The sequence below is a fragment of the Caldicoprobacter algeriensis genome (assembly GCF_023838525.1).
GTDB classification, from domain to species: Bacteria; Bacillota; Clostridia; order Caldicoprobacterales; family Caldicoprobacteraceae; genus Caldicoprobacter; species Caldicoprobacter algeriensis.
Genome location: NZ_JAHUQD010000003.1, coordinates 40102 through 63434, shown reverse-complemented (window position 1 = coordinate 63434; position 23333 = coordinate 40102). Strand labels below are relative to the sequence as shown.

Sequence of the window (23333 nt, the reverse complement as noted above, 5' to 3'; positions counted from 1 at the left end):
TCCAATTTTGATATCTTTGTTGTCATGAGCTATTTATTGTATACCCGCTATTACAACTCTCATTTGATTACATATTTTGTCAGCAATTCTGGGTTCATAAAAACGGACTAAAAAAGACCTGTCGATTTCTCAACAGGCCTTTTGTATGTGTTAAATATAGTCGCCTAGTTATCGCTCATGCCGTATTCATCAATGAAAAAAGGGAGCGACTTACATCGCTCCCTTTTAGAGTTTACACCTTCTTGCGATAATTACGATACCGATTCGCGCTTCTCTTTTTGCTTTTTAAGCCCTTTGCGCGACCTCTGCCCCTCCGAAATTATTATTATGGGCTCGCTTTTCTTCAACACCACGTCTTTAGTTATTATGCACTTCTCTATATCTTCACGCGAAGGAATCTCAAACATCACATCCAGCATCAATTCCTCCATTATGGCCCTGAGCCCACGAGCCCCTGTCTTGCGTTCCAGTGCCTGCTTGGCAATCAGCCGCAGGGCTTCATCTTCAAATTCTAATGTTACGCCATCAATCTCAAACAGCTTTTGATACTGCTTGACCAGCGCATTCTTGGGCTCCTTCAAAATTTTCACCAGCGCCTCCTCATCCAAAGCATGGAGAGTAACGATGATGGGGAGACGCCCAACGAACTCGGGAATTAAACCAAACTTCAGCAGGTCTTCGGGCATTATGTGTTTCAGAAGTTCACTTGGATCGCTATTGGCCTTGCTTCGGATTTCTGCTCCAAATCCCAACGAACTCTTACCTATACGGTTCTGGATGATCTTCTCTATGCCTTCAAAAGCACCACCGCATATGAAAAGGATGTTGGTAGTGTCTATCTGTATAAACTCCTGATGCGGGTGCTTGCGCCCACCCTGCGGCGGAACGTTGGCTATGGTACCCTCCAGTATTTTAAGCAAAGCCTGCTGTACGCCCTCGCCAGACACATCTCGAGTTATGGAAGGATTTTCAGATTTTCTCGCTATCTTGTCTACCTCATCTATATACACTATACCCTTCTCAGCCTTTTCGATGTCATAATCTGCAGCTTGAATGAGCCTCAAAAGGATGTTCTCCACATCCTCGCCCACGTATCCCGCTTCAGTCAGGGTGGTAGCATCGGCTATTGTAAATGGAACATTCAGTATCTTGGCTAGCGTCTGAGCAAGAAGAGTCTTACCGGAACCCGTGGGCCCCAGCATCAGGATGTTGCTTTTCTGCAGCTCAACGCCATCCCTCTTTGCATCGCTGTTGATGCGCTTGTAATGGTTGTATACCGCCACCGACAGTATCTTTTTGGCCCTGTCTTGGCCTATAACATACTGGTTGAGAATAGAGTATATCTCCTGTGGCTTTGGAATGTCGTGCATATCAAAGCTGGACGACTCCTCAAACTCCTCCTCTATGATTTCCTGGCACAGCTCTATGCACTCATCACAGATGTAGACCCCTGGTCCGGCTACCAAGCGCCGCACCTGGTCCTGGGTCTTGCCACAGAAGGAGCACTTGAGTTGCTTTCTATCATCATATCTTGCCAATTTTTTCACCTCTTAATTCACTATTTACGCGATACAATGACTTCATCGACGATGCCGTATTCTTTGGCCTCATAGGCCGACATGAAGAAATCGCGATCGGTGTCCCTCTCTATCTTTTCAAGAGGTTGCCCTGTCCTCTCGGCCAAAATCTCGTTAAGGCGCCTCTTGAGCTTGAGGATCTGCTCGGCGTGTATCTTTATATCCGATGCAGAACCCCGTGCTCCACCTATAGGTTGATGAATCATGATCTCGCTGTTGGGCAGAGCAAATCTCTTGCCCTTTGTACCGGCTGCCAGCAAGAAAGCGCCCATGGAAGCAGCCATCCCGATACATATGGTGGACACATCGCACTTGATGTACTGGATGGTATCGTAGATAGCCAGTCCAGCCGTCACCGAGCCACCAGGGCTGTTGATGTAAAGCTGTATATCCTTGTCAGGGTCCTTGGCTTCCAGATACAGCATTTGAGCCACCACCAAATCGGCGGTTTCATCGTATATCTCCCCGCCAAGGAATATAATTCTATCCTCTAAAAGCCGTGAATATATGTCGTATGCGCGTTCACCACGGCTGGTTTGCTCAACCACTATAGGGACCAGGCTCATACCATCATCTCCTCCTCAATCAATCATAAACTTGAGTTTATTCAGCAGCGGTACCCTCCACTGTCTGCTGATTTGCACCCTCGCCGGTATGCTCAGCCTTGCCATCAGCTTGCTGCTTATCCTGCTCTGGCTGCTGTGCCTTATCCACTATAACGGCGTTATCCATCAAGAAATCAATGGTCTTTCTTGTAAGTAGCTCGTCCTTTCTTCTCTCCAGGCCTTCAGCATAGCGTTTTCTGGCTTCATCCACAGTTATATTGAACTGATTGGCAAGCCCCTCAAGCTCCTTATCCAGGTCCTCCTGGGTAACCTCAATGTCTTCCACTTTTGCTATCTTCTCAAGCACCAAACCAGTTTTCACTCTAGTATATGCCTCTTGCCTATATTGTGCCCTCAAATCCTCCATAGATGTGCCAGTAAGCTCTAAATACCGCTTAAGGGTCAACCCCCTATAATAAAGCCCCAGCTCAAAATTGCTCAACATCCCGTCTATTTCTCGTTCTACCATGACATCTGGAATATCAACCTTGGCCCCTTCAACCACTCGCGATAAAAGCTGTGCTTCCATCTGTACTCGCGCCTGATTTTGAGCTTCCCTTTCAAGGTCCTCTCTAAGATGCGCCTTGTATTCCTCAAAGGTTTCAAAATTGCTTACGTCTTTAGCAAACTCATCGTCCAGCTCAGGCAGCTCTTTCTCCTTTATGTCGTGAATCTTTACCTTGAACACGGCCTCTTTACCCTTTAACTCTTCTATTCCATAATCCTCGGGGAAGGTCACCTTGATCTCCTTTTCATCGCCCGCATTGAGGCCAATGAGCTGTTCCTCAAAGCCAGGAATAAAAGATTTAGAGCCTACCTCGAGGGCATAGTTCTGCGCACTGCCATCCTTTATAGGCTGACCGTCTACAAAGCCCTGATAATCAAGGGTGACTAAGTCGCCTTCCTTTATAGACCTACCCTCTACAGCCACCCATCTGGCATATCTTTCCTGTATCCGTTTTAGGGCATCCTCTACGTCTTTATCTGTAACATTATACTCCACTTTTTCCACTTCTATTCCTTTGTACTGCCCAAGTTCTACCTCAGGCTTTACAACGACGCTGGCAGTAAACACCAGGTCCTTGCCGCTCCCAATCTGTTCGATTTCCTCTACTGTTGGATAGTCAACGGGTTCAAGGCCGTTCTCTTCAACTGCCTTCCAGTAAACCTCGTGAAATATCTCATTAAAGGCATCTTCATAGAAAACGCCTTCCCCATAATACCTTTCTATCAGCTTTCTAGGCGCTTTACCCTTTCTGAAGCCCGGGATTAGAAATTTGCCCTTGTTTTTCATGTAGGATTTGTCCAGAGCCTTTTCAAAATCCTGAGCATCAACCTGAATTTTCAGTTTAACCTTATTATTTTCTATTTTTTCAGCTGTAGCTTTCACCCGTAAGTTCCTCCTTTGTTAAATACTGCTCTTTTCACAACATTTTAATTATAGCACAAACTGTAGACAAGTCCAATATTTTTTGGTATTCTATTAAACAGCAATTTCGGTATTTTTCATATTATAGTAACACAAGCACTGTTTCGATGCAATATCCAGCCGCTGAAATTTTTCGCATATATTATAAACCGTACGCCCTGCTATTAAACACAATTTGCCTGTAAGTCAATAAAGGCAGGTTCAACTCTATCAAAACAACTTGAAAGGATGATGGTAATGGAAAATCTGCTTAAAAACAAAAACATACTGATAATGGGTGTGGCCAATAAATGGAGCATCGCATGGGGTATAGCCCAATCGTGCCTGAAAGCAGGCGCCAATTTGATATTTACATATCAGGGAGAGCGCACACGGGATGCGGTACAGGAACTGGTGTCTGGCATCCCGGGAGCTCTGCTGTATCCCTGCGACGTGACCAGCGATCAAGAAATAATAGATCTGTTTGACAACCTCAAAAGGAATGTTGGAGTCCTGCACGGCGTGGTGCACAGCTTGGCTTTTGCAAAGAAAGAGGAGCTGGCCGGAGCGTATTACAACACCTCTCGAGAGGGGTATCTGTTGGCTCAAAACATAAGCGCGTATTCGCTGGTAGCGGTGGCAAGGCACGCCCTGCCCCTTATGACCGAAGGTGGCAGCATTGTAACTCTAACATACATTGGTGGTGAAAGGGCGGTACCCAACTATAACGTGATGGGAGTAGCCAAAGCGGCGCTGGAATGCTCGGTAAAATATCTGGCAGTGGACCTGGGGCCGCACAACATCAGGGTAAACGCCATATCTGCCGGACCCATCAAGACCATTGCAGCAAGGGGAGTCAAAAACTTCAGCGAAATGCTCAAAACATACGAGGAAAAGGTGCCATTGAGGAGAAACGTTGACCAGTCCGATGTGGGCGATACCGCCCTGTTCCTGCTGAGCCACCTGTCCAGGGGCATCACGGGAGAAGTCATACACGTGGACGCAGGATATCATATACTGGGTTAAAATGAAAGAAAATCCACAAAGACGCTTTGGAAATCGAAGCGTGAAGAGAGTTCAACATAGCTCGTCCTGTGCCTTATAAATTCGGCCATTTCCATGTATTCCTTGGACAGAAGCGCCATCTTGGCTCCTGCACCAGCGGCATTACCGATGGCAACTATCTTGCTTCTCAGCTCAGTTGGAATAAGCCCTATATCCGCCGCATGGTCATAATCGATGTAGTTGCCAAATCCCCCTGCCAGATACACCTTCTGGATATCCTCATGCCGTACCCCCATCTCCCTCATCAAAATATGGATACCGCTTGCAATGGCCGCCTTGGCCAATTGTACCTCACGTACATCCTTTTGGCAGATGTATATATCATCCAGCGCCCCCTCTTCTCTCGAAGCAACGAGGAAGGCAGGCTTCCCATCCAGCTCCTTGACCCTGCTGGCCAGACCGGCAGGTAACTCAGTTTTGGCCTCCTCGGCGTTCTTCATCCTGCCAGTAGCGTCCACAATGCCCGCTTTTAGCATTTGTGCCATGGCATCTACAATTCCGGAACCACATATGCCACGGGCCGGCTCCCCGCCTATGGTGTCGTACTCTATCCTGTTCTCGGTTATTCTTACCTTGCTTATGGCGCCTTTTACACCGCCCATGCCATAGCGGATATGGGCACCCTCGAAGGCGGGCCCCGCCGCCGTTGAGCAGGTTATGATTCCTTCACGATTCCCCAGCGCAATCTCGCCGTTTGTACCTATATCAATGAGCAGTGCCAGCTCGTCCCTCTCGGCCATGCCGGATGCCAATATGGCGGCAATGGTATCGGCGCCAACATACCCTGCCACCATGGGTAGTATGGTTACTCTACCAGAAGGACACATGTTTAGTCCCACCTGCCAGGGTTCAAGCTCGAGGCGCCGAGCTATGACCGGGATAAAGGGTGAAACAGCTATGTTCTTAACTGGCAATCCCGCAAACAGGTGCATCATGATAGTGTTGCCCACCACCGTCATATGGTAAATTCTATCGGGAGCAATTCCCCATCTTTGTTGAAAGGTTCTCAGCATGTTGTTTATCTCGTCCCTCACCAACCCGCTTAAGACAGCAAGTCCATTCTCGTTTTCCACGGTAAAATCAGTACGGGTTATAACATCGGCGCCATACTGGCGCTGGGGATTTATGGCTGAATACACATCCACCTGCCGGCCTGTGGCCAGATCCATCAGGAATCCCACCATTGTGGTGGTGCCTATATCAACCGCCACCCCGTATTTGGCATCAGAAGTATCCCCGCCTTCGACCGCAATTATGTCCTGATCAAAGAACACCGCCGTTACTTTAAAGTCATGGGCCCTCAACGTTTCCGATAAATCCCTCATAACAGCAGGATGAATCCTGCCAGGGGCTTTAAGGGCCTTCTCGATCCTGTCGACATCGCTAGCCTGATCATCCAGCGATGGTTTAGGCAATTCAACATAGCGCTTGACAACCATGGGATTTAAAGCAACATCGCTTTTTCCGTCTGTAAGAATGGCAGCATCCCTCTGACCGCTCTCTGGCACCTCGACAGTCAAATCCTCATTTACTTGTACCCTGCAGGCCAGGCGTATGCCGCCCTTTCGCTCAATAAACGAGAGGTGCCCCACCTCGTCCGGCGAACACTGGCTTCCGGCCATGTCTCCTTTGACGATTCTCACTTTACACTTGCCGCAAAATCCCCTGCCGCCGCAAGGCGAATCCATATAAAACCCTTTTTCCTTTAAAAGCTTGAGCAGGCTATAGCCTGCCGGCACCGAGTATTTCTCTAAACGGCTACCCTGTCTTACCTCTACCTGGTACAACCCAACACTACCCCCTTTAAAACACTACGCGATAGCCCGACTCAAGTAACCTTAAAACAATACATCAACGCCTTCTAACACTCCTTGAACCGAAGATATACCTATATTAAAATTTAAGGCTATCTAGTCGAATTTAATTTACCAAAATATTATACAGCACGTAATAAGCTTTTGTCTCCCAAAAATGTTGTTTTAAAGGGTATAATCTTGCTTCTCTGAATTACTCCCCATTACTATCTCTACGTTCCACGCTGCAACAAAAATTTCCCATAAAAAAAGAGGATGAATGGCTCATCCTCAATACAGCTTGGTGATCATACGCGTAATATCAATCACTTTCACATCTCCCGGCTCACCCGAGGCCTCCACCACGCAGGGGACGCCGGGCTCCAAAATAATGCAGTTATCCGACAGCTCAACATCCTGCTGGGTCTCCAAAAACACCCCAAAGGCCGGTTTATCGGATACAAGCTCTATTCTGCTTCCTTTTACAGCGCAGCTTACGTTAGGCTCTTTGAGTTCAAGGTTTCTGAAGGCGTCAAACACCAGGTAATTTTTCGCACTCTGGCCATCGGCCACCAGCTCTACAAACAGCACGGTATCCAAAAGTTCACCGTTCTCTTCAACGGGGAAAGTGGTTGAACCAGCATCCACAGGCATAACGACGCGCCTGTACCCAATTCCCAGCTCTTCAGGCTTTATACTGCCCACTACCGAAGCGCTGTTGGGCAGCAAAACCGTCTTCATGTACATCTCGCCCTTCTTGGTACCATCGAGTGCATAGGCCGTTACTCGTACTTGGGCATCCAGTTCATTGAGCGTGTCATTTACAGCATGAATGAATATGCGCCCCTCCTTGTATTTGGGTACCACCAAGATATTATGGAAAAATTTCTTGGTATAATAGTACAGGCCTTTCTTCCTGCGCTGGTAATCGATGCACGACCAGCTGGCCACCGGCCAGCAATCGTTGATCTGCCAGTAAAGCGTACCGGCGGTCTTAAATTTCCTGGTGCGCCAGTGCTCTACACCGGTCTTTATGGCCTCGGCCTGGATAAACTGCGTGAGATACACGAAGCTTCTGAAATCCCTTGGGAACCCCGCTTTGGCTATCATAAACCTTACCAGCCTCTCAGTGCCGCACACCATCTTATTGTGGGACAGCATCACCGGGCTGAGTGGATGGCGATCCTCAGGCTGCGTAAAAGAATATATGGTCTTCAGACAAGGCATGGCCTGGAATCCAAATTCGCTGAGGAACCTGCCGGTATCGTTGAGATACTCCTTATAGTCTGCCCAGCCGCTCCACACCGTCCAGGAATGGCGATCCCCCTCGGCCATCGAGTTGGGGTCCTCACCTCCATATGGGCTGGACACCCAGTAAGGACGTGAAGGGTCATTCTCGGCACAAACCCTGGGCAGTATTTCCTGGTATATATAGTTGCCTAAATATTTGGGAACGCCATTGCCCCACCAAGAATGGAATCCCCAATTGTTTTCGTTGTTGCCGCACCACAACACTATGGATGGATGTATCCTCAGGCTCTTTACCACGTGCTCGGCCTCCACCTCGGCCAACCTTTGGAACCAATCAAACTGGTCTGGATATTGAGCACATGCATACATGAAATCCTGCCATACCATGATACCCATCCTGTCGCATGCCTCGTAAAACGCGGGATGCTCGTATATGCCACCACCCCATATGCGAAGCATGTTCATGTTTGCGTCCTTTGCGACTTTTATGTAATAGTAATAATCGTCTTCCGTCAGCCTAGGCAGAAGGCTGTCAGCAGGTATCCAGTTTGCTCCTTTTGCAAAAACCTTTTCCCCATTTATTTCAAAGATAAAGCTTTCGCCTTCCTCATCCCGCTCCCGTATAAGCCTCACAGTGCGAATACCTGTGCAAAAGCTGTGCTCATCTACGGTTTTGCCATTATACATAAGGCGTAGCTTTACCTCATAAAGCGGCTGCTGACCCATACCATTGGGATACCACAGCGCCGGCTTTTCGATCACGCCCTGCCAGCTTATCTGCAGCTTACCCCTGAACCTGTCAATACTTGCCTTGTCCGAGACAACGATTTTTCCATCGTAGAGTATCTCCACAAATGCTTCCATTTCATCATAGGAAACTGCCTTCCCATCATCACGGACAACCATCTCAATCTCGGCGCCCGTTGCTACAAAAGCCCCTTCTTTATCGATACGTCGGGTTTCAAAGAAAGGATAGCGTATCTTGGCGGTTTCAATGACCTCCAGATACACCGGCCTCCACAGTCCTACCTGCGCAATCCTTGGGCCCCAATCCCAACCATAGGAATATTGCGCCTTTCTCACATAGGGCCTGCCAATCTCGCTGCCGCCGCGCAGAGCAACCGGACTGTTGCGTTCCATTGCCCGAATTGTCCTAATCGGGGAATCAAAATGTATCTCCACTTCATTTAATCCAGCCCTCAGGATATTCCCCACATCAAAGCGGTAAGGAATAAACATGTTTTCTGCTCTGCCGAGATGATGCCCGTTCATATACACATCTGCCAGGGTATCAATGCCCTCAAATACCAGGTATACCTTTCCTGGTACAGGAAGAACGTCGTTCCATTCAAACTCCTTGCGGTATATCCACTCTTCCTCTTCCAGCTTGTGAAACTCTACCTCGTTTAAACGGTAAAAGGGATCCCCCAGCTCTCCCAATGCCATCAGATCCAGCTGAACACAGCCCGGTACCTTGCCTTCTTTCCATTGCCTGTCCTTTTTTGAACAGAACCGCCATGTCCCGTCAAGGCTTATAACCCGATTCATACAGCCACTCTCCCCCTTAAAAATTTTTAATAAACCAGACCACAATCAGGTCTGGGAAAGTCTATTTCTTCATAATAAGCATATTCCATACTTGGGGCAAAGCTTCTCTTAAAATAAAAATTCCAATTCCTACAAACAGGAGGCCAGCTAAAAGCTGCAGATAAGATGTGGGAACATACCTGGTTACCACTCCACCCAAAAAAGAACCCAGCAGAGTAACCACAACTAGAGCTAAAGAAGCACCGAGAAACACCGGGAGAGGCTCTTTATGCTGAGTTGCCAGGGTAAAGACAGTCAGCTGAGTCTTATCGCCCAGCTCGGCTATAAACAGCATAAAGAACGACAATAAGAACAGTTTCCAGTTCATTATGTACCGGCACCTTTCCTCCTGTTACGCCGTATAGCGAGGAAACGCGCCGTTCCCTCCTTTCAAGCCATTTATTGTCTGCCCCACACGGGAACCCTATTTTCATACCCTGCAATACGTGAACGCTTTTACTTAGCTTTTACTTAATAAGCCACCAAATTGGCAAACAGCAAAATCACAAAAATAAACTTTACAACCACCAGCAACTTTTAAGGGCCTGTCTACAAACCGCTTTTGAGCCAGTTTATTAAAATTTTTACAGCTGCAAAACTCAGCATCAAGTCTTTTATCCTGAAATTTACTTCGATGCCAAGCTTTCAAAGTTATTATATCCTCTAATGTTTCAAAACTTCAAGAGGTTTTAATCATGAGTTTTCACGCGTGCACACCTTTCCAGCAACTGGGCCGTAGTTTGAACCATCCTTTCAGCCGAGAAGTGCGTCATCACACGCTCACGCCCTTTCTGGCCAAAAGTATTCCGCAGATGAGCATTCTTAATTAAATAAATTATGGCAGATGCCAAAGCTGCTGCATCTCCCGGCGGTACCAAATACCCGTTTTGCCCGTGCTCAATTATCTCAGGTATTCCGCCAACATTCGAAGCTACAACGGGTTTACCCATGGCCATAGCTTCGAGTACGGAAACGCCCAGACCTTCGGACAAGGTGGGCAGTACGAAAACATCCATGGCATCTAAATAATCCCATACCGTAGTTACGTATCCCGTGAATATGACATCACCTTCAACGCCAAGGTCCTTGGCTCTCATCTTAAGCGCCCCCTCATACGGGCCATCTCCCACTATCATAAAGCGAATATCTCCACAGCAGCTCTTTACCAGCGGGATGGCATCCAGGAGGTGTTGAATACCCTTGGATGGTATCAGCCTGGCCACACTTCCTATCACGATTGCATCAAGCCCTATCCCGAGACGCCATCTTACATCCTCACCCTTGCCAGCATGGGGCAATGATATGCCGTTATATATAACGCTGACCTTGTCGCCGGGGATGCCGCACTCCCGTTCCAGTTCAAGCTTGAGCGCATGGGATACAGCAATGATGCCTTCTGTACGTTTTGCCAGGACTTTTTCCGTCTTGGACAGCATTACACGCTTGAGCCTATGAGATAAGGGCAACACGAAGTTGTGAACGGTATAAACTTTAGAGCACCCGGCCAAAATCGCCCCGACCCTGCCCACCACCCCAGCCTTAAATCCGTGGCAGTGCAGCACATCCACGCCTTGCTTCATTATGATGTGCGCAATTTTCACCGCTTTCATCGCGTCCAGATGCGGCTGTACCTCTCCCGGGAGATGAAATGGATAAACTTCTATACCCTCATCTCGCAGCTCTTCCATTGTGGTTTTGTCAAAGCTGCACGCTGCCAACACATCAAATCCCGCACCTTTCAATCCCTTTGTCAGGGAAACATAGTGTTGCCTCATGCCTCCCGAAGCCGTTCGTATAAGTTCTAAAACCCTAATCCTTCTATTGAAACTCATGCCGTACCCCCTCTTGCCTATACTTCAGCTTCTCTTTAACTGCATCTCACGATATATACCCTTTGACCCCTCAATATCCTCTACTTGCTGTGCAATTACAAATATAAACGACAGACCCACATATATCATGCAGGTGGCAGCAGCCACTATGCCCGAATCGTTGACCGCAAACGCTACAGCGCTTCCCACCACTCCGCTGATAAAGCCGTAATACAGTGACGGATACCGCTCCTTTACGTCCTTGAAAATCCCTTTGGGCCGATAAAACAATATGACCATGGAAAGCAGTGAGGATAAAAACACCCGCGTCCATATGGTATATCTAAAGAGGCGGATGTTGATGGATATCTTCCTATAAGCTATATTGAACAGCTCCTGCACGCCGTTTTCCCTGATCAGCTTCACCGTCTGCCCTATATGCGACTGGCTTTCAACCGCCCTAAAGCTATCTAAAATAAACAGCCCCACAATCGCAATCACCAAAGCCACACTAAGCACTGCTATTCGTTTCCATGTAATCCTCAATCCTGCCATCAGCATGATAAACACTCCAAACGCCACAAATGCCGTTATGGCCCCACCCACATTGGTGCCCCACCATGGCAATGCAAGCACGGCCAGAATCACGGTCAGCAACACGGCTGCTCCGCCCAGGATTATGCCGCGTTGCAGCCTCAACCGCTCCACAGCCGCCGCAGTACCTATGCATGCAGCTCCTACCAGCGCACCCATGTATTCGTTGCCTATTCCGTAAAACCGCGCCCCGCTTATCACATCGTATCCCAGCGGAGACCCCTGTATGAGCCTTGCACCGGTCCACTGGTCAAGCAGCAATGCCCCTGTCATCATAAGGCATATCGTCATAATCTTGTCCAACATGCTGGGAATAAGCTTCCAAATGCCAGCCGCAAGCAATAAGGTAAAAGCCGTCGCCATCAAAGCAGCCACTACCATAGAAGATTGATGCACAAGGGGCAGAATGAGGTAGGTAAAGGGTACCAGCATTACAAACAGCAGGCAGAACTTGATCAATTTCAGGTATTTTTTCGTAAAGAACAGCACCACAAGAGAACCTGCGACTACCGCTATGATGCAAAACACAAAACCCCGTATTAAGAACGGGCGTCGATTGAAAATCTCTACCAATCTTTGATTAAAGGCCATAATGCCATCCAGGCCGCTATCGTTATAGACGCTCCTCATGGGGGCACCGCCTTGTTCGGGGAGAGGCGGTATGCCAAAGAAATCGAGTACAGTGACCCCCACATCCAGATTGGTTACTACGCCCATTCGATGGGTGGAAGCAGAGGTCAGCCATCCCTTGCGCACGCCTTTGCCTGCCATAATCACGGGCGTTAAGCGGTTGTTGACCTGCAAATCACGCAGCGGACCCAAAGCTGTAAAGACTATAATAAGGTCCCTGTTCATATCAAGCCGCTCCATCAGCCATCCTATAAAGGCATCCCCATCCTCCAGCGCCTTACGCCTGTGTTCCTCCAGCATATCATCCATCACCATATGCCTGTAGGCTTCTGCCCTGTAGGTATCACCCCATTCAACGGCTATGACATCGGCCTCATCCCATATCCTTTCAACCGCCTGAGCCATCCTGCCGAAATCCACTCTTATCCCAAAAGGCCGGGTACCGTCCTTTACGTTGAGCCATTCCCCCACATCTCCCAGCGGAACGACGCCCTTGTCATCCATCATCATGGATGCCAGATACCGCTGTTGCTTCTCGGGAGTGTCGCTGTTTCCAATGACGGCCACCTTGTATCCGTTTTGCGCCAGCGCAGTACCCAATGCCCCCACTTTAACGGGATAGGGCCTGCTCGCATTGTTGCGATACACAGCAGCAATTCCTATACTGGCTATTGAACCGGCCTCTAACCTGCGACCGGTTATTTGATAATAGAGGTGGGCAACTTTTTGCCCCTGATATACATCATCGGCCGAAAAAGCCAGAGGGGAATTAGAGGAGCCGGTAATCCTGGCGCCTGCCCCCATGGTGACATACAGGTTGTTGCATGAGCGGCTTCCTGCCGTGTTGGTAGTCATAAGCCCAATTGCTCCAATCTCCATCAATCTGTCTATGTTGGGCGTCGAAGCCTCTTTTATGTCCTTCCATCCTATGCGATCCAGAGCCACCAGAACTACCTTGCCTTTCTCTGCCTCAGGCAAGGCGGTGCTCTGCACAACCTTGCCACTTAATTGGGGCAACAATCCGGCATACTTACAGGTACTTGGTGGAAACATACTACCTGCACTTGAAGTATCCGCAATTGAAATGCTGGCCGTTCCTGTATTTTCCTCAGCCTGTTCATCCATAGGTTTAGTAGTAGATCCGTCATCTGCCCCAAGCTGACAGATTGATACTACGGTATTAGCCAGCGCTGTAATTCCAGAGTTCAAGGCTACAAAACATGATAAAACGCTGAACGCCATGAGTAAAAAAAGCGTCTTTTTCAACGCACCTCACCTCATCTTTGATTTTTCCCCAAAATATCCCTGTCATACCTGGTGGTAACACGCTTATCCTGCATTCCCGCATAGAAAAAAGCGGCTGCAAAATTGTTACCAGCAGCCGCTTTTCCTTTTTAACCTTGATTTCAATTTTAGTGTAAAGTTAACAACTTAAGTCCGTTCAATTCTACTGCTGTATGCTCAATCCTACCGTTGTCCGCTCAGAAGACGGAACGCCTTAACGATTTCCACAGTGCGGGCATCTCCCGGGTCTACTACCGGAGCATCAAGACCGTAGGCCAACGCCATGGCAAGATAGGTGCTCCCGATGCTGTCATTGCCAGGCCATACACTGCACACACCCTTTATGTCCATCGTCGTAACAAGCCTCAGCTCTTTCTTAATCAGCTCAATAGCTTTCAGCATCTCCATGGCTTCCGAAGGACGGGCAACCACGTCTGCCACCGTACAATCGACGATCACATTCTCTTTCGGTACGCCATAGGACTCGGCGGTGCGCACAATCCTCTCGGCCATCTTCAACCTACCCTTGGCATCAACTGGAGTACCCTTCTCATCTCTAGTATATCCCACAACGCAGGCGCCGTACTTTGCAACAGCTGGAAATACCGAATCCATGACGGCCTGCTCAGCGCTTACCCCCCGCACCAGCGGCTTACCGTTGTACAGCCTCATAGCAGCCTCCAAAACGTCGGCACTTATGCTGTTCAACTCCAGTGGAAGATTGACAACAGCCTGAATCTCGCGTACCAGGTTGAGCATTGCTTCCTTCTCATCTATTTCTGGGATGGCCACATCAATCGCCAACATATCAGCTCCCTGGCTTCTCTGGGCGATGGCTTCTGACACTACATCTCCCATGTTGTTGCTTTGTATTGCCCTAGCAATGCTTTCATTGAACCTCGCATTTATCCTGCCGCCGATGAGCTTAACGCCCTGATCGAGAATGACGGCCTTTGAACCCGAAGCCACGGCCGTAAACTTCTTTGCTGGCACCGCTGCAGGTGTCAAGCCATCCACCGCCTGCCTTATAGCCCTTATGAAATCGGGAGTGGTTCCACAGCATCCTCCCACCAGCCTTACCCCCATCTGTACCATTGTCAGGATGTGTCGCTGAAAAACTTCAGGAGTCAAGGGATAAACCGCTCGTCCATCCACCATCTGTGGGAGTCCCGCATTGGGCTGTACCAAAACCGGAATGCTTGAATAGGAGAGGAACTCCTTGACGATGGGCAACAGCCCTTCCGGCCCCAATGAGCAGTTCACTCCCAGGGCATCAACCCCTAGGCCCTCAAGCACCACCACGGCAGTTAACGGGTCAGCGCCTGTAAGCGTCCTCCCGCTTTGATCAAACGTCAGCGTGCATATGACAGGCAAAGAGCTGTTCTCCTTAGCAGCCAGAACAGCTGCTTTGGCCTCATACAGGTCACCGAGGGTCTCAATCAAAATGAGGTCAACCCCCGCCTGTACTCCTGCCTTGACCTGCCTGGCATATAGTTCATAAGCCTGCTCAAAGGATAGCGACCCCATGGGCTCCATGAGCTGACCTATAGGCCCCATATCCAGGGCCACCCATCTGCTTCCTGCAGCGCGCCGTGCCAAAGCCGCAGCCTGGGTTATCACCTGCTCCACCGTATACCCTATGCCTTTAAGCTTGAGCTCGTTGGCACCAAAGGTGTTGGTGGTTATGACATCGGCACCCGCCTCTATGTATTGCCTGTGGATCTCTTCAATAATTTCAGGGTGGAGGATATTAAAGGTTTCAGGGGGCTGCCCGGGTTTTAGCCCATACCGTTGTATCATAGTCCCCATAGCACCATCAAACACAATCAAACGGCGCTTTAGTTCGGTTCTAAAATCCATAAGCAATTTCATCCTTTCCTCTTTATTTGTTTTAATCGTCTTATTACTTCACTCGCCTTAACTATCCCTTGAAGACATGTTATTGGATGAGAGCTACTTTCCACTAGCTTTCGCAACCATAGAGCAGAAAAAATATGCTGTATTATGCGAATCAAACGCACCCCGATGACTTCAATGCTTTTGGCTGAGCTATTTTTCATTTTATTCTATGCATGTGCTATCGTCTCAACTTATGATTTCGCAATTGAAGCCTGCTTAAGACAATCTCTCCACATCCGGCGCTTGATAGCCCTTGGAGGCATCATCCAGTATAAGCACCCAGTCATTTCCTCTCCCGCTCGATGGCGGTATAAAGCTATGCACACCTTCATTATCATATTCTCCAATAAAAGCAGTATTTCCTTCTCTGGGGTCGTACCAGTAAGCCTTTACCTTTTTGCCGGATATTTTCCCCATATTAACTTTTATCTCAAGCCCATTTGGGCTGTATACAAAGACATAGTCATTTCCGCGCGTTGCCCTTAAATGATTGGCACCTTCATAGTTTTCAGCAATCAGACTTTGATCGGGAATGCGTTCCAAGAAAGGCCTTGACTCAATCAGCGCCCTCAAGTATTGCATCTGTCTTGCCCCGGGCCGCATAATAGCCTGTTTCCAGTGCATAATAAAATAGGGTTCGGGATTGGTACACATCGACCAAACACAATGGTGTCCATAGGTATGGCCTGCTGCCCCGGCAAAAACAGCCCAGTATGCGGCTTTCCTTACATCAGCGGCATCAAAGTAGCCATTCTCGGGTTTGAAACCTATGGGGTGATCCTCATAGCACGGCTCTCCGTCCAATGTGGGCTTGACAGGCATCAAGTCGTAATCAGCGCTTACCATTTTATAGTTGGGAGTATTCAGTGCGCCATGGCTGGATTGGATCATATTAAAGTCCAGCCACTCCTCGTCATGCACGTGATACGAGGATGAATAGCCTCCCATTGGATGAAACGTCATTATATGGCTTCCACCATCCCCTTCTTTGAGCCCCTCTGCCATCGCCCTGATAACAGCAAAATGTTTAGCGGTGGTCAGCGGGCGATCGCCACCCAACACCCATACAATATTCGGCTTATCCTTATAACGCTGACCTAACCAGCGCCCATACACCCTGGCATTATTTTCGTTGAATATGACCGGCCCTTTGCCCCAGGCTTTATTGTACTTATCGCCCCATGTAGGGAGTAGCGCTATGTATAGTCCCAGCGAAGCAGCCTTATCAATTATATAATCCACATGATCCCAATAACTATAGCTGTTATCCCCCGCCGAAACATCGGGCAGCGTAGGGTCATACTCTCCACGGCTGTTCTTCAATAAAGGTACTCTACCGTAAGCATTCGGCACAGTCAGACCGTCAAACTCCGATAGTGCAACTGCTTGAATGACTGTAAACTTTTGCTGCGCACGGATTGATAGATAATATTCCGCGTCTTCACGGCTGAGCCTGTGGAAGAGCTCCCATGCTGTATCGGCAAGCCAGAAAAACGGCGTGCCGTCCTCCTTTACTAGAAACCTGCGGTTTTGGCTTATTTTTAAGTATTGCATATTTTTATTCTCCATAATACTCACCTTTCCTTCTCAATTGTTTTTTACCACAAGTATTTATGAATTTTCATTAAATTTCTTACAAACATCACAAACATCTTGCTTCATCTTATCTTTAAGCAAAAACCTATAAGCCCAATCTTGGCTTTTTCACCTTTTACAACACCTCCCCACTGTTTTTAATAATTTACACCCCTTGGAAATTGAAGACTTTTACTTCTCTCTATCTTTTTCATGCTTTTAGAACCATATTTTGGTTTGGACTATAATCATAGTCATACGTTACTTAAACACTTTAATAACAGCTTCTCCATTAAATCCACTCTTTTCAAATTTCACATCCTCCTTACAATAAAAGGATCCCGGTGTTACCACACCTTCCACAGGCAAATAATGATGGGGCCCCAGAAGGTTTTGTAGCGAGTTTATAACTTCTACAATAATGCTATTTTTACCGTTATTTATATATTTAGTTATGTCAACTTTGTAAGGTTTCCATCCCAGTATAGCAACCTGGCATCCGTTGACCGTCACGCTAGCTACAACTCCCCAAAAATCTCCTAGCTCAAGTTCAACTTGGCTACAATCGCTATCAATGTTCATTTCAAACTCAGCAGAATATTTTACAGAACCTGAATAATATGGATATCCCTGCAAGGTCCAATCTCCCGGCGATATATATTCATCTTCATTTACTAGAATAAAACCTTGGGTACTTTTGTGTAGCTTAAAGTCTCCTACTATGTATATACTCTCAAGACCAGTAAGCTGCCCATATTGATCGGTATTTAGAATAACCTCATTCCTTCCAGGCACTATAGCCTCCTTTATGTCATACATTACAAATACACGGTCCTTATATGTCTTCCCTGTACACCTGACGGCTTTCCCGTTTACATAAACATTGAATACTTCTGGAGACTCAACTGCTGCGTAGACATCACCTTTAAGCTTTTCCCCTACATAGAAAACATACTTAACCTTTAGCGAATACCTTCTATTTTTCTCTTCATTGGTATACATCCACGGTTGACGAGAAAAGATGTGGGTTCTTTCAAGACCTAACCTGTCTTTTAAAGCGTCATCTATAATCAGCACATTGTTCTCAGGCTCCCAGGTGTTTCCATCGTCAAGAGATATGCTGCATTTGTTGAGAGTCAGTGCATTATAGTCAGTCCTTTTGCCTTTCCAATCAAAAAGTTTTAAAGATCTTACATTTTTTTTAATGTCCAACCGTTTCGACATAAGAGGCTGTACCTTTTTATTAGTATCTAAAATTAGCAAATGAGAAGCTACTGGTTCAAATTCTAGATCAACATAAACTTGTTCATTATATACATAAGGTGTAAGGATAATTTTATCCCCAGTTACAGGATCCCACTCCTCTATATAATATGGTTCATCTAACTTAAAACGCACATTATAAGTCTCTTCTTTATTTATATTACATAGAAAAACGGCTTTCATGGTGCCATATTTTCTGACATGGCAATATATATCATGAACGCCCTTCCCACTTATTTCATCTATGCAAACAACAATATTCCCTAGCTTGTTTAATATTTCTCTGAGTGACGACCTGTCAGGATTAACTTTTATTACTAGGTCACTTTCAAAGAATTTCTTTAGCTCTTCGCTCTCTTGACCATCCAAATATGAAGGTGTTATCCCAGTGGCAATAACATTACCACCATTCTCGGCAAACTCCTTCAGTAATTTGTAGTTTGAAATCCTCATAACAGTCATTGAAGGTACAATAACTGTACGATAAGCCATCTTACCTACTATAAAACGGTCACCTTCCACTTTACCATGGCGTTCAATAATCACATCATCACCAAGATCAAAAGAACACTGGATTTCACACAATGTTTTTACTAAAGACTTTACGGAATTTCCAATTTCTTCAAGTAAGTCGTTTTTCCCATCGGCATTAAATTCGGCCCAGGTGGAACTTGCAGGATGAAGCACCAGCACATCTCCGACAAACTCTCCCTGAGACATTATGTAAGACAACCTACCAATATAATCACCTAGTATTTTGTAATAATTCCACCACGGTTGGTGATACATAAAAGATAAAGGAAAGTCCCTCTTTCTAAACCCTTTCAGGGAATACAATACAAGATGCTGACAAATCAGATTGATCCCCAAAGCAAATTGCCAGTCAGCCACCCTTTTTTGATCAGCGAAATTGAGCTCCCAGCCTGATGCTCCATATGTCTCAGATAAAACCCTTTCTTTTCCTAACTGATTGGCTACACTAGAAACCTCCTTCACTATAAACACATTACCAAACTGGTCCCTTTCTTCCTTGGTATTAAACAACATATCTATACCTGGAATCTGCATAAATTCATAGTTAGGCATTACACTTCCAGTATATAAAGGATTGGGAAAAACATGTTCCCAAAAATGACCAGTAAATTTAATACCGTTTTTTTCACACCAGTCATATATGTTCTTAGTAAAAGCTTTCACAAACATACCAGAAAGAACATCCCAGAAATCAAATCTTACTTTTCTGAAATTACCTATATTTAAAAATAAGCTAGGAAGGCAATCCATGATGTCATAACCCTTTTGCCTTTTGAATTCATCTGGTAACCCAGGAGTCCAGGGCAGACTGATAATTCTCCCCTGCTCTCTGGGATTGAAATTGGGTTCATCTGTAAATATGCCGGGTATTACACCACCAAAGTATTCGACTACCGCTTTTTTATAAGCTTCATGGGTTATTCGTATAAAGGCATCCACGGCCTCCTTATTGCAGAGATCTGTATAGGGCTGGTTATCAAACTGCGGCTGTTTGGGCAGTTTTATAATCTTAAATAACAGCACATCACCACCAGCTTTTCGAACTTCCATTTCATCCATTTCAGTGACATCTTGGATGTCATGTTCCCCTCGGTATAAATATACTTTTACTACATTTTCATCCTTTTCCAGGTTAACACATGACAGTTTCACCATCTGTATTGCTCTGGCAGCATATTCAGGATTATTCTTAACTACCATACCTCCGCCAAATCCGCTGGGGAACCTGTCCTCATCATAAAGCCATGCCTTCATATTTAATTTTTTGGCTTCCTCCACACAGATTTTGACAGCTTCCATAAAGCTATCACCAAGATATTTGTCCACCAATCCACCTCTGGGATGCATAAAAAAACCGCCTATACCCTGTTTGTGCATTTCATGAATTTGATGAATAAGCTCTTCTCTCTCTAATTTGTCATTCCATGCCCAGAATGGAGCAGATCGGTATTCGTCATAACAGTTCTTGAAAACATCATATTTAAACATACTTTACCATCCTTTCTTTATCGTTCTCATCAAAAACTCCATTACAATATTTAGAGCACACCTCACATATTTTAGGAATAAATTTTAGAAAAGTACGCTGTCAAAGGTCCAAGAGCTTTATTTTCGTATATTTCAGGGTTCAGCTTTTCAATTTCACACCTAAACTCTATATTAAAGCTTAACATTTTACCTTCTTTCTTCAAAAGAATTACGTTTTTTATTAATGCTATTTTGTTTGGAGTTTTTACATGTTACGAAATTGGCAACTTCATTCAGATTACCAACAACTTATACAATGGCTTTTACCATACTTTTAAAACGTAAAGAAACAAGCTCCTTAAGCTTGGTAAAGCCATCCCAAAACTTTACAAGTACATTTTATCATAAAAGGAGCTAAAAAGGTACAACATGATCAACTTTCCAGTTCTGAAGCAATAGTAACTTTTTAATATTCTCTATACATTCTCTTTTATTTTATTTGATTTTAATTTCTCAGTTATCTCTCTCATAGATGTTAAAGCCTATTTATTTTTAGTAGTATTACCACAAAAAGTATAACATCCAGTTCATAGATAATGTAGCTCTGATCCTACGGTCTTTTATGTTTCTAAGTATCTTATTTAACTTAAAAATGTTGTTCTGCTTCTCTTTTTCTCCCGTGGTTGCCAGTCCAAATCCATTGTCGTATTTTATCATATAATTTTCCTGGAATTTTTTTACTCATAAAGGCTGGTGAACTATGTCACTTTGCAAGCATAGGAATTATCACTAATTACGGGCCTGACCCTTTTATAACCTCAACTTTAGAAATATAAAAATTCCCCGATTTCAATAAAAACCTTTATTTTTGTACCACTATCCAGCGATGATTGACCTTCTCTCCTGACCACACTTTGCCGTTTTTAGTATAAAGGTTATTAAACCGGACTTCCTCCCATTGATTTGGACAGGCTGCACCTATTTCCACTTCTCCCCAGTAATCACTAACCAAAGCATCATTCAAGGCCTGAAGAAATAAACCATGAGTAGTCGTATAATACTGGGACCAGTACAAACAAGAGCTTTCATATATTTGAATCATATCCTCATCCGTATAGTTTTTGGGAAGCATTTGTGAAAACTCATATAACATAGCCTCTCCATCTCTCATATGAGAAGCCGCAAGCCAATATGCCCCCAGTGTCCAGCCTGGAATAAAACCCTTTTTAACACTCGGACAAAGCTCATATCTCTCTTGGTAAGCCTTCAGCGTCTGTGGCTCAAGTTCTTCTAACGGCAGAAAAGTCAAAGGATTTAATTGAACGGGGTGTTTCTGCTTCATTTCAGGTTCATATTTAACTAAAGATTCACAGGTATAATACATCCGATATTTTTTGCTAAATAATCGTTTAAATGCGAGTCCTTCATCTAAGATGCGCTTCCATGTCACGGTTTCTTCAGTGTAATACCCTAGTTTATCAGCCATTTCCAAAGCTTTTTTTAAACAGTACTTTGCACTGAATAAGGCACACAGGTAATTCTTTTCATTATGTCCCCCCGCTTCATCTTGCCCCATAGAAGGTTTTATATGTATCCCCCAGGTTCCATCGGCTTCTTTATGCATTATAGAAACGTAAAATTTAGTAGATTCTTTTATAATTGGCCATGCTACCTCCCTAGTCCATTTATCATCATTTAAATACAAAGAAGTTTCATAAGCCATTCTTGCTGGATAGGCAGAATTATGAATTTCAAATTGATACCAATTTGGTGCTGCATACCTAATGCTGCCATCGGATTGATATTCACATACTTCTTCTGGGTTACTATCTTTAAAGCTCTCTTTAAATAGTTCAAAATTTGGTCCTATAGGAAATTCCCAAGGCCACATTGCTCCTTCAGCACCATAAATTCTCTTTGTATTTCTTATTGTATCATCCAACCTGCTTCTGTAAAACTCAACCTTTGCTTTGACAATATCCAAATGCCCCAGCCTCAACAAAGCAGGAACAATATATGAAAAATCTTGAGGAAAATGGAAATTCCACCCGTTCCCAGTCCATCCATGAGGTGGACTTACACATATTACATCGGGAGAATAACTACACAGCATATAGTACAAAGAACGACACCAAAAAGCCTGGTATTCATTAGCAGGAATGTCAATCCACGAATTACCCCAGCGCTTATGCCATGCTTCTATGCTCTCTTTGGAATAAGTCTCGACATCCATTACATTTTCAACCGCATTTAAAAGCTCATGCTTCCTTTGTGAGCCCGCCACTCCAATAAGAAGTAAGTGATACCCTTTTTTTCCTTCAAACCTGACCGATACTCCATCTGTATGTTGATTCATACAAGCCATTCCCTGAGTTGACAGTATTTTAAAACAAATATATGAATCAGCAGTACCTATACGAATCCTACCTATCCAGTAATTTTTTTGTCTATCAAACTTAACGCACTCAAATTCTCCTGTAAAGTGATTTCCGTATTGTGTCCAGACCTCTGTCTGAGGAAGTAGAATGATATCAGGCATAGTACAGTTTTGATACGCTTCATACTCTAACTCCATAGCAAAGATATCCCTATTATATGGGTTAAAATAAGAAATCATTTTGATATAAACTCCCGGAAGCAAATAGCTGGTCTCAAGTCTTCCATCACATATATTCAACTCTTGTCTATAGTTATCAACATTTTCAGGGCAATTTTTTAACCATGCCAGCCTGGCTACAGGAAGCTGGTAATCTAAACCATAAGAACCCCTGGAATAGTGATCCGCATGCATAAATACAGTATTGGCCATTCTTTCATTTTGGCACCAGTTTGTGTACTTACGATTCATTAGACCCCAAGCATCAAAACATCCCCCAAATCTACCGTTCCCCAAATACAGGTTTACATATTTCTCATCTTTAAGGGACTTCTTTCCTGGCCACATAGTTCGGATTATATTCCCTTTTTCAATAATCTTACGCATATCTTTT

The 23333-nt window shown here is 45.4% G+C and carries 13 protein-coding genes; 1 reads left to right on the top strand and 12 read right to left on the bottom strand.

Annotation, left to right across the window (positions count from 1 at the left end):
- Nucleotides 1-251 precede the first annotated feature (251 nt).
- The 3 genes from clpX to tig are packed head-to-tail and all read right to left on the bottom strand — an operon-like array spanning nucleotide 252 to nucleotide 3572.
- Nucleotides 252-1538, bottom strand: coding sequence for an ATP-dependent Clp protease ATP-binding subunit ClpX (gene clpX, locus KVG29_RS02570; RefSeq protein ID WP_252226268.1), 1287 nt, complete (start codon nucleotides 1536-1538; stop codon nucleotides 252-254).
- Nucleotides 1539-1558: 20 nt separating this feature from the next.
- The gene (clpP, locus tag KVG29_RS02565; protein WP_252226266.1) at nucleotides 1559-2143 is read right to left on the bottom strand and encodes an ATP-dependent Clp endopeptidase proteolytic subunit ClpP; all 585 of its coding nucleotides are present in this window, start codon (nucleotides 2141-2143) and stop codon (nucleotides 1559-1561) included.
- 37 nt (nucleotides 2144-2180) lie between these two features.
- Nucleotides 2181-3572 (bottom strand): trigger factor, encoded by a 1392-nt coding sequence (gene tig, locus KVG29_RS02560; protein ID WP_252226264.1) that lies wholly within the window; start codon nucleotides 3570-3572, stop codon nucleotides 2181-2183.
- Nucleotides 3573-3848: 276 nt separating this feature from the next.
- On the opposite strand from tig, the gene fabI reads away from it, so the two are divergent.
- On the top strand, nucleotides 3849-4616 hold the full coding sequence (gene fabI, locus KVG29_RS02555) for an enoyl-ACP reductase FabI (protein ID WP_252226471.1): 768 nt from the start codon (nucleotides 3849-3851) through the stop codon (nucleotides 4614-4616).
- On the opposite strand, the gene KVG29_RS02550 is transcribed toward fabI, so the two are convergent.
- The 9 genes from KVG29_RS02550 to KVG29_RS02510 all read right to left on the bottom strand — a co-directional run bounded on the left by KVG29_RS02550 (nucleotide 4613) and on the right by KVG29_RS02510 (nucleotide 23326).
- The gene (locus KVG29_RS02550) at nucleotides 4613-6442 is read right to left on the bottom strand and encodes an ASKHA domain-containing protein (RefSeq protein WP_252226262.1); all 1830 of its coding nucleotides are present in this window, start codon (nucleotides 6440-6442) and stop codon (nucleotides 4613-4615) included. The genes fabI and KVG29_RS02550 overlap by 4 nt on opposite strands.
- Nucleotides 6443-6739: 297 nt before the next feature.
- A complete protein-coding gene (locus tag KVG29_RS02545) occupies nucleotides 6740-9247 on the bottom strand; it encodes a glycoside hydrolase family 2 protein (protein WP_252226261.1) in 2508 nt (835 codons plus the stop codon).
- Between the two features lie 61 nt (nucleotides 9248-9308).
- Entirely contained in the window at nucleotides 9309-9614 is a 306-nt protein-coding gene (locus KVG29_RS02540; protein ID WP_252226260.1) for a TMEM165/GDT1 family protein, read from the bottom strand.
- A 361-nt stretch (nucleotides 9615-9975) separates the two neighbouring features.
- Entirely contained in the window at nucleotides 9976-11118 is a 1143-nt protein-coding gene (locus KVG29_RS02535; protein WP_252226258.1) for a glycosyltransferase family 4 protein, read from the bottom strand.
- A 24-nt stretch (nucleotides 11119-11142) separates the two neighbouring features.
- The gene (locus tag KVG29_RS02530; protein WP_252226257.1) at nucleotides 11143-13587 is read right to left on the bottom strand and encodes a hypothetical protein; all 2445 of its coding nucleotides are present in this window, start codon (nucleotides 13585-13587) and stop codon (nucleotides 11143-11145) included.
- Nucleotides 13588-13788: 201 nt separating this feature from the next.
- On the bottom strand, nucleotides 13789-15465 hold the full coding sequence (locus tag KVG29_RS02525; RefSeq protein WP_252226255.1) for a homocysteine S-methyltransferase family protein: 1677 nt from the start codon (nucleotides 15463-15465) through the stop codon (nucleotides 13789-13791).
- Nucleotides 15466-15720: 255 nt separating this feature from the next.
- A complete protein-coding gene (locus KVG29_RS02520) occupies nucleotides 15721-17058 on the bottom strand; it encodes a glycoside hydrolase family 140 protein (RefSeq protein ID WP_252226254.1) in 1338 nt (445 codons plus the stop codon).
- A gap of 282 nt (nucleotides 17059-17340) precedes the next feature.
- The gene (locus KVG29_RS02515) at nucleotides 17341-20364 is read right to left on the bottom strand and encodes a glycosyl hydrolase (RefSeq protein WP_252226253.1); all 3024 of its coding nucleotides are present in this window, start codon (nucleotides 20362-20364) and stop codon (nucleotides 17341-17343) included.
- Nucleotides 20365-21205: 841 nt separating this feature from the next.
- A complete protein-coding gene (locus KVG29_RS02510; protein WP_252226252.1) occupies nucleotides 21206-23326 on the bottom strand; it encodes a glycoside hydrolase family 65 protein in 2121 nt (706 codons plus the stop codon).
- Nucleotides 23327-23333: the final 7 nt, after the last annotated feature.

Excerpts from the sequence above, each read along its gene's own strand:
- KVG29_RS02535 (WP_252226258.1), bottom strand. The coding sequence starts at position 11,118 with ATGAGTTTCAATAGAAGGATTAGGGTTTTAGAACTTATACGAACGGCT.
- fabI (WP_252226471.1), top strand. The coding sequence starts at position 3,849 with ATGGAAAATCTGCTTAAAAACAAAAACATACTGATAATGGGTGTGGCC.
- KVG29_RS02545 (WP_252226261.1), bottom strand. The coding sequence starts at position 9,247 with ATGAATCGGGTTATAAGCCTTGACGGGACATGGCGGTTCTGTTCAAAA.
- clpP (WP_252226266.1), bottom strand. The coding sequence starts at position 2,143 with ATGAGCCTGGTCCCTATAGTGGTTGAGCAAACCAGCCGTGGTGAACGC.
- KVG29_RS02510 (WP_252226252.1), bottom strand. The coding sequence starts at position 23,326 with ATGCGTAAGATTATTGAAAAAGGGAATATAATCCGAACTATGTGGCCA.
- KVG29_RS02525 (WP_252226255.1), bottom strand. The coding sequence starts at position 15,465 with ATGGATTTTAGAACCGAACTAAAGCGCCGTTTGATTGTGTTTGATGGT.
- KVG29_RS02520 (WP_252226254.1), bottom strand. The coding sequence starts at position 17,058 with ATGCAATACTTAAAAATAAGCCAAAACCGCAGGTTTCTAGTAAAGGAG.
- KVG29_RS02540 (WP_252226260.1), bottom strand. The coding sequence starts at position 9,614 with ATGAACTGGAAACTGTTCTTATTGTCGTTCTTTATGCTGTTTATAGCC.
- KVG29_RS02515 (WP_252226253.1), bottom strand. The coding sequence starts at position 20,364 with ATGTTTAAATATGATGTTTTCAAGAACTGTTATGACGAATACCGATCT.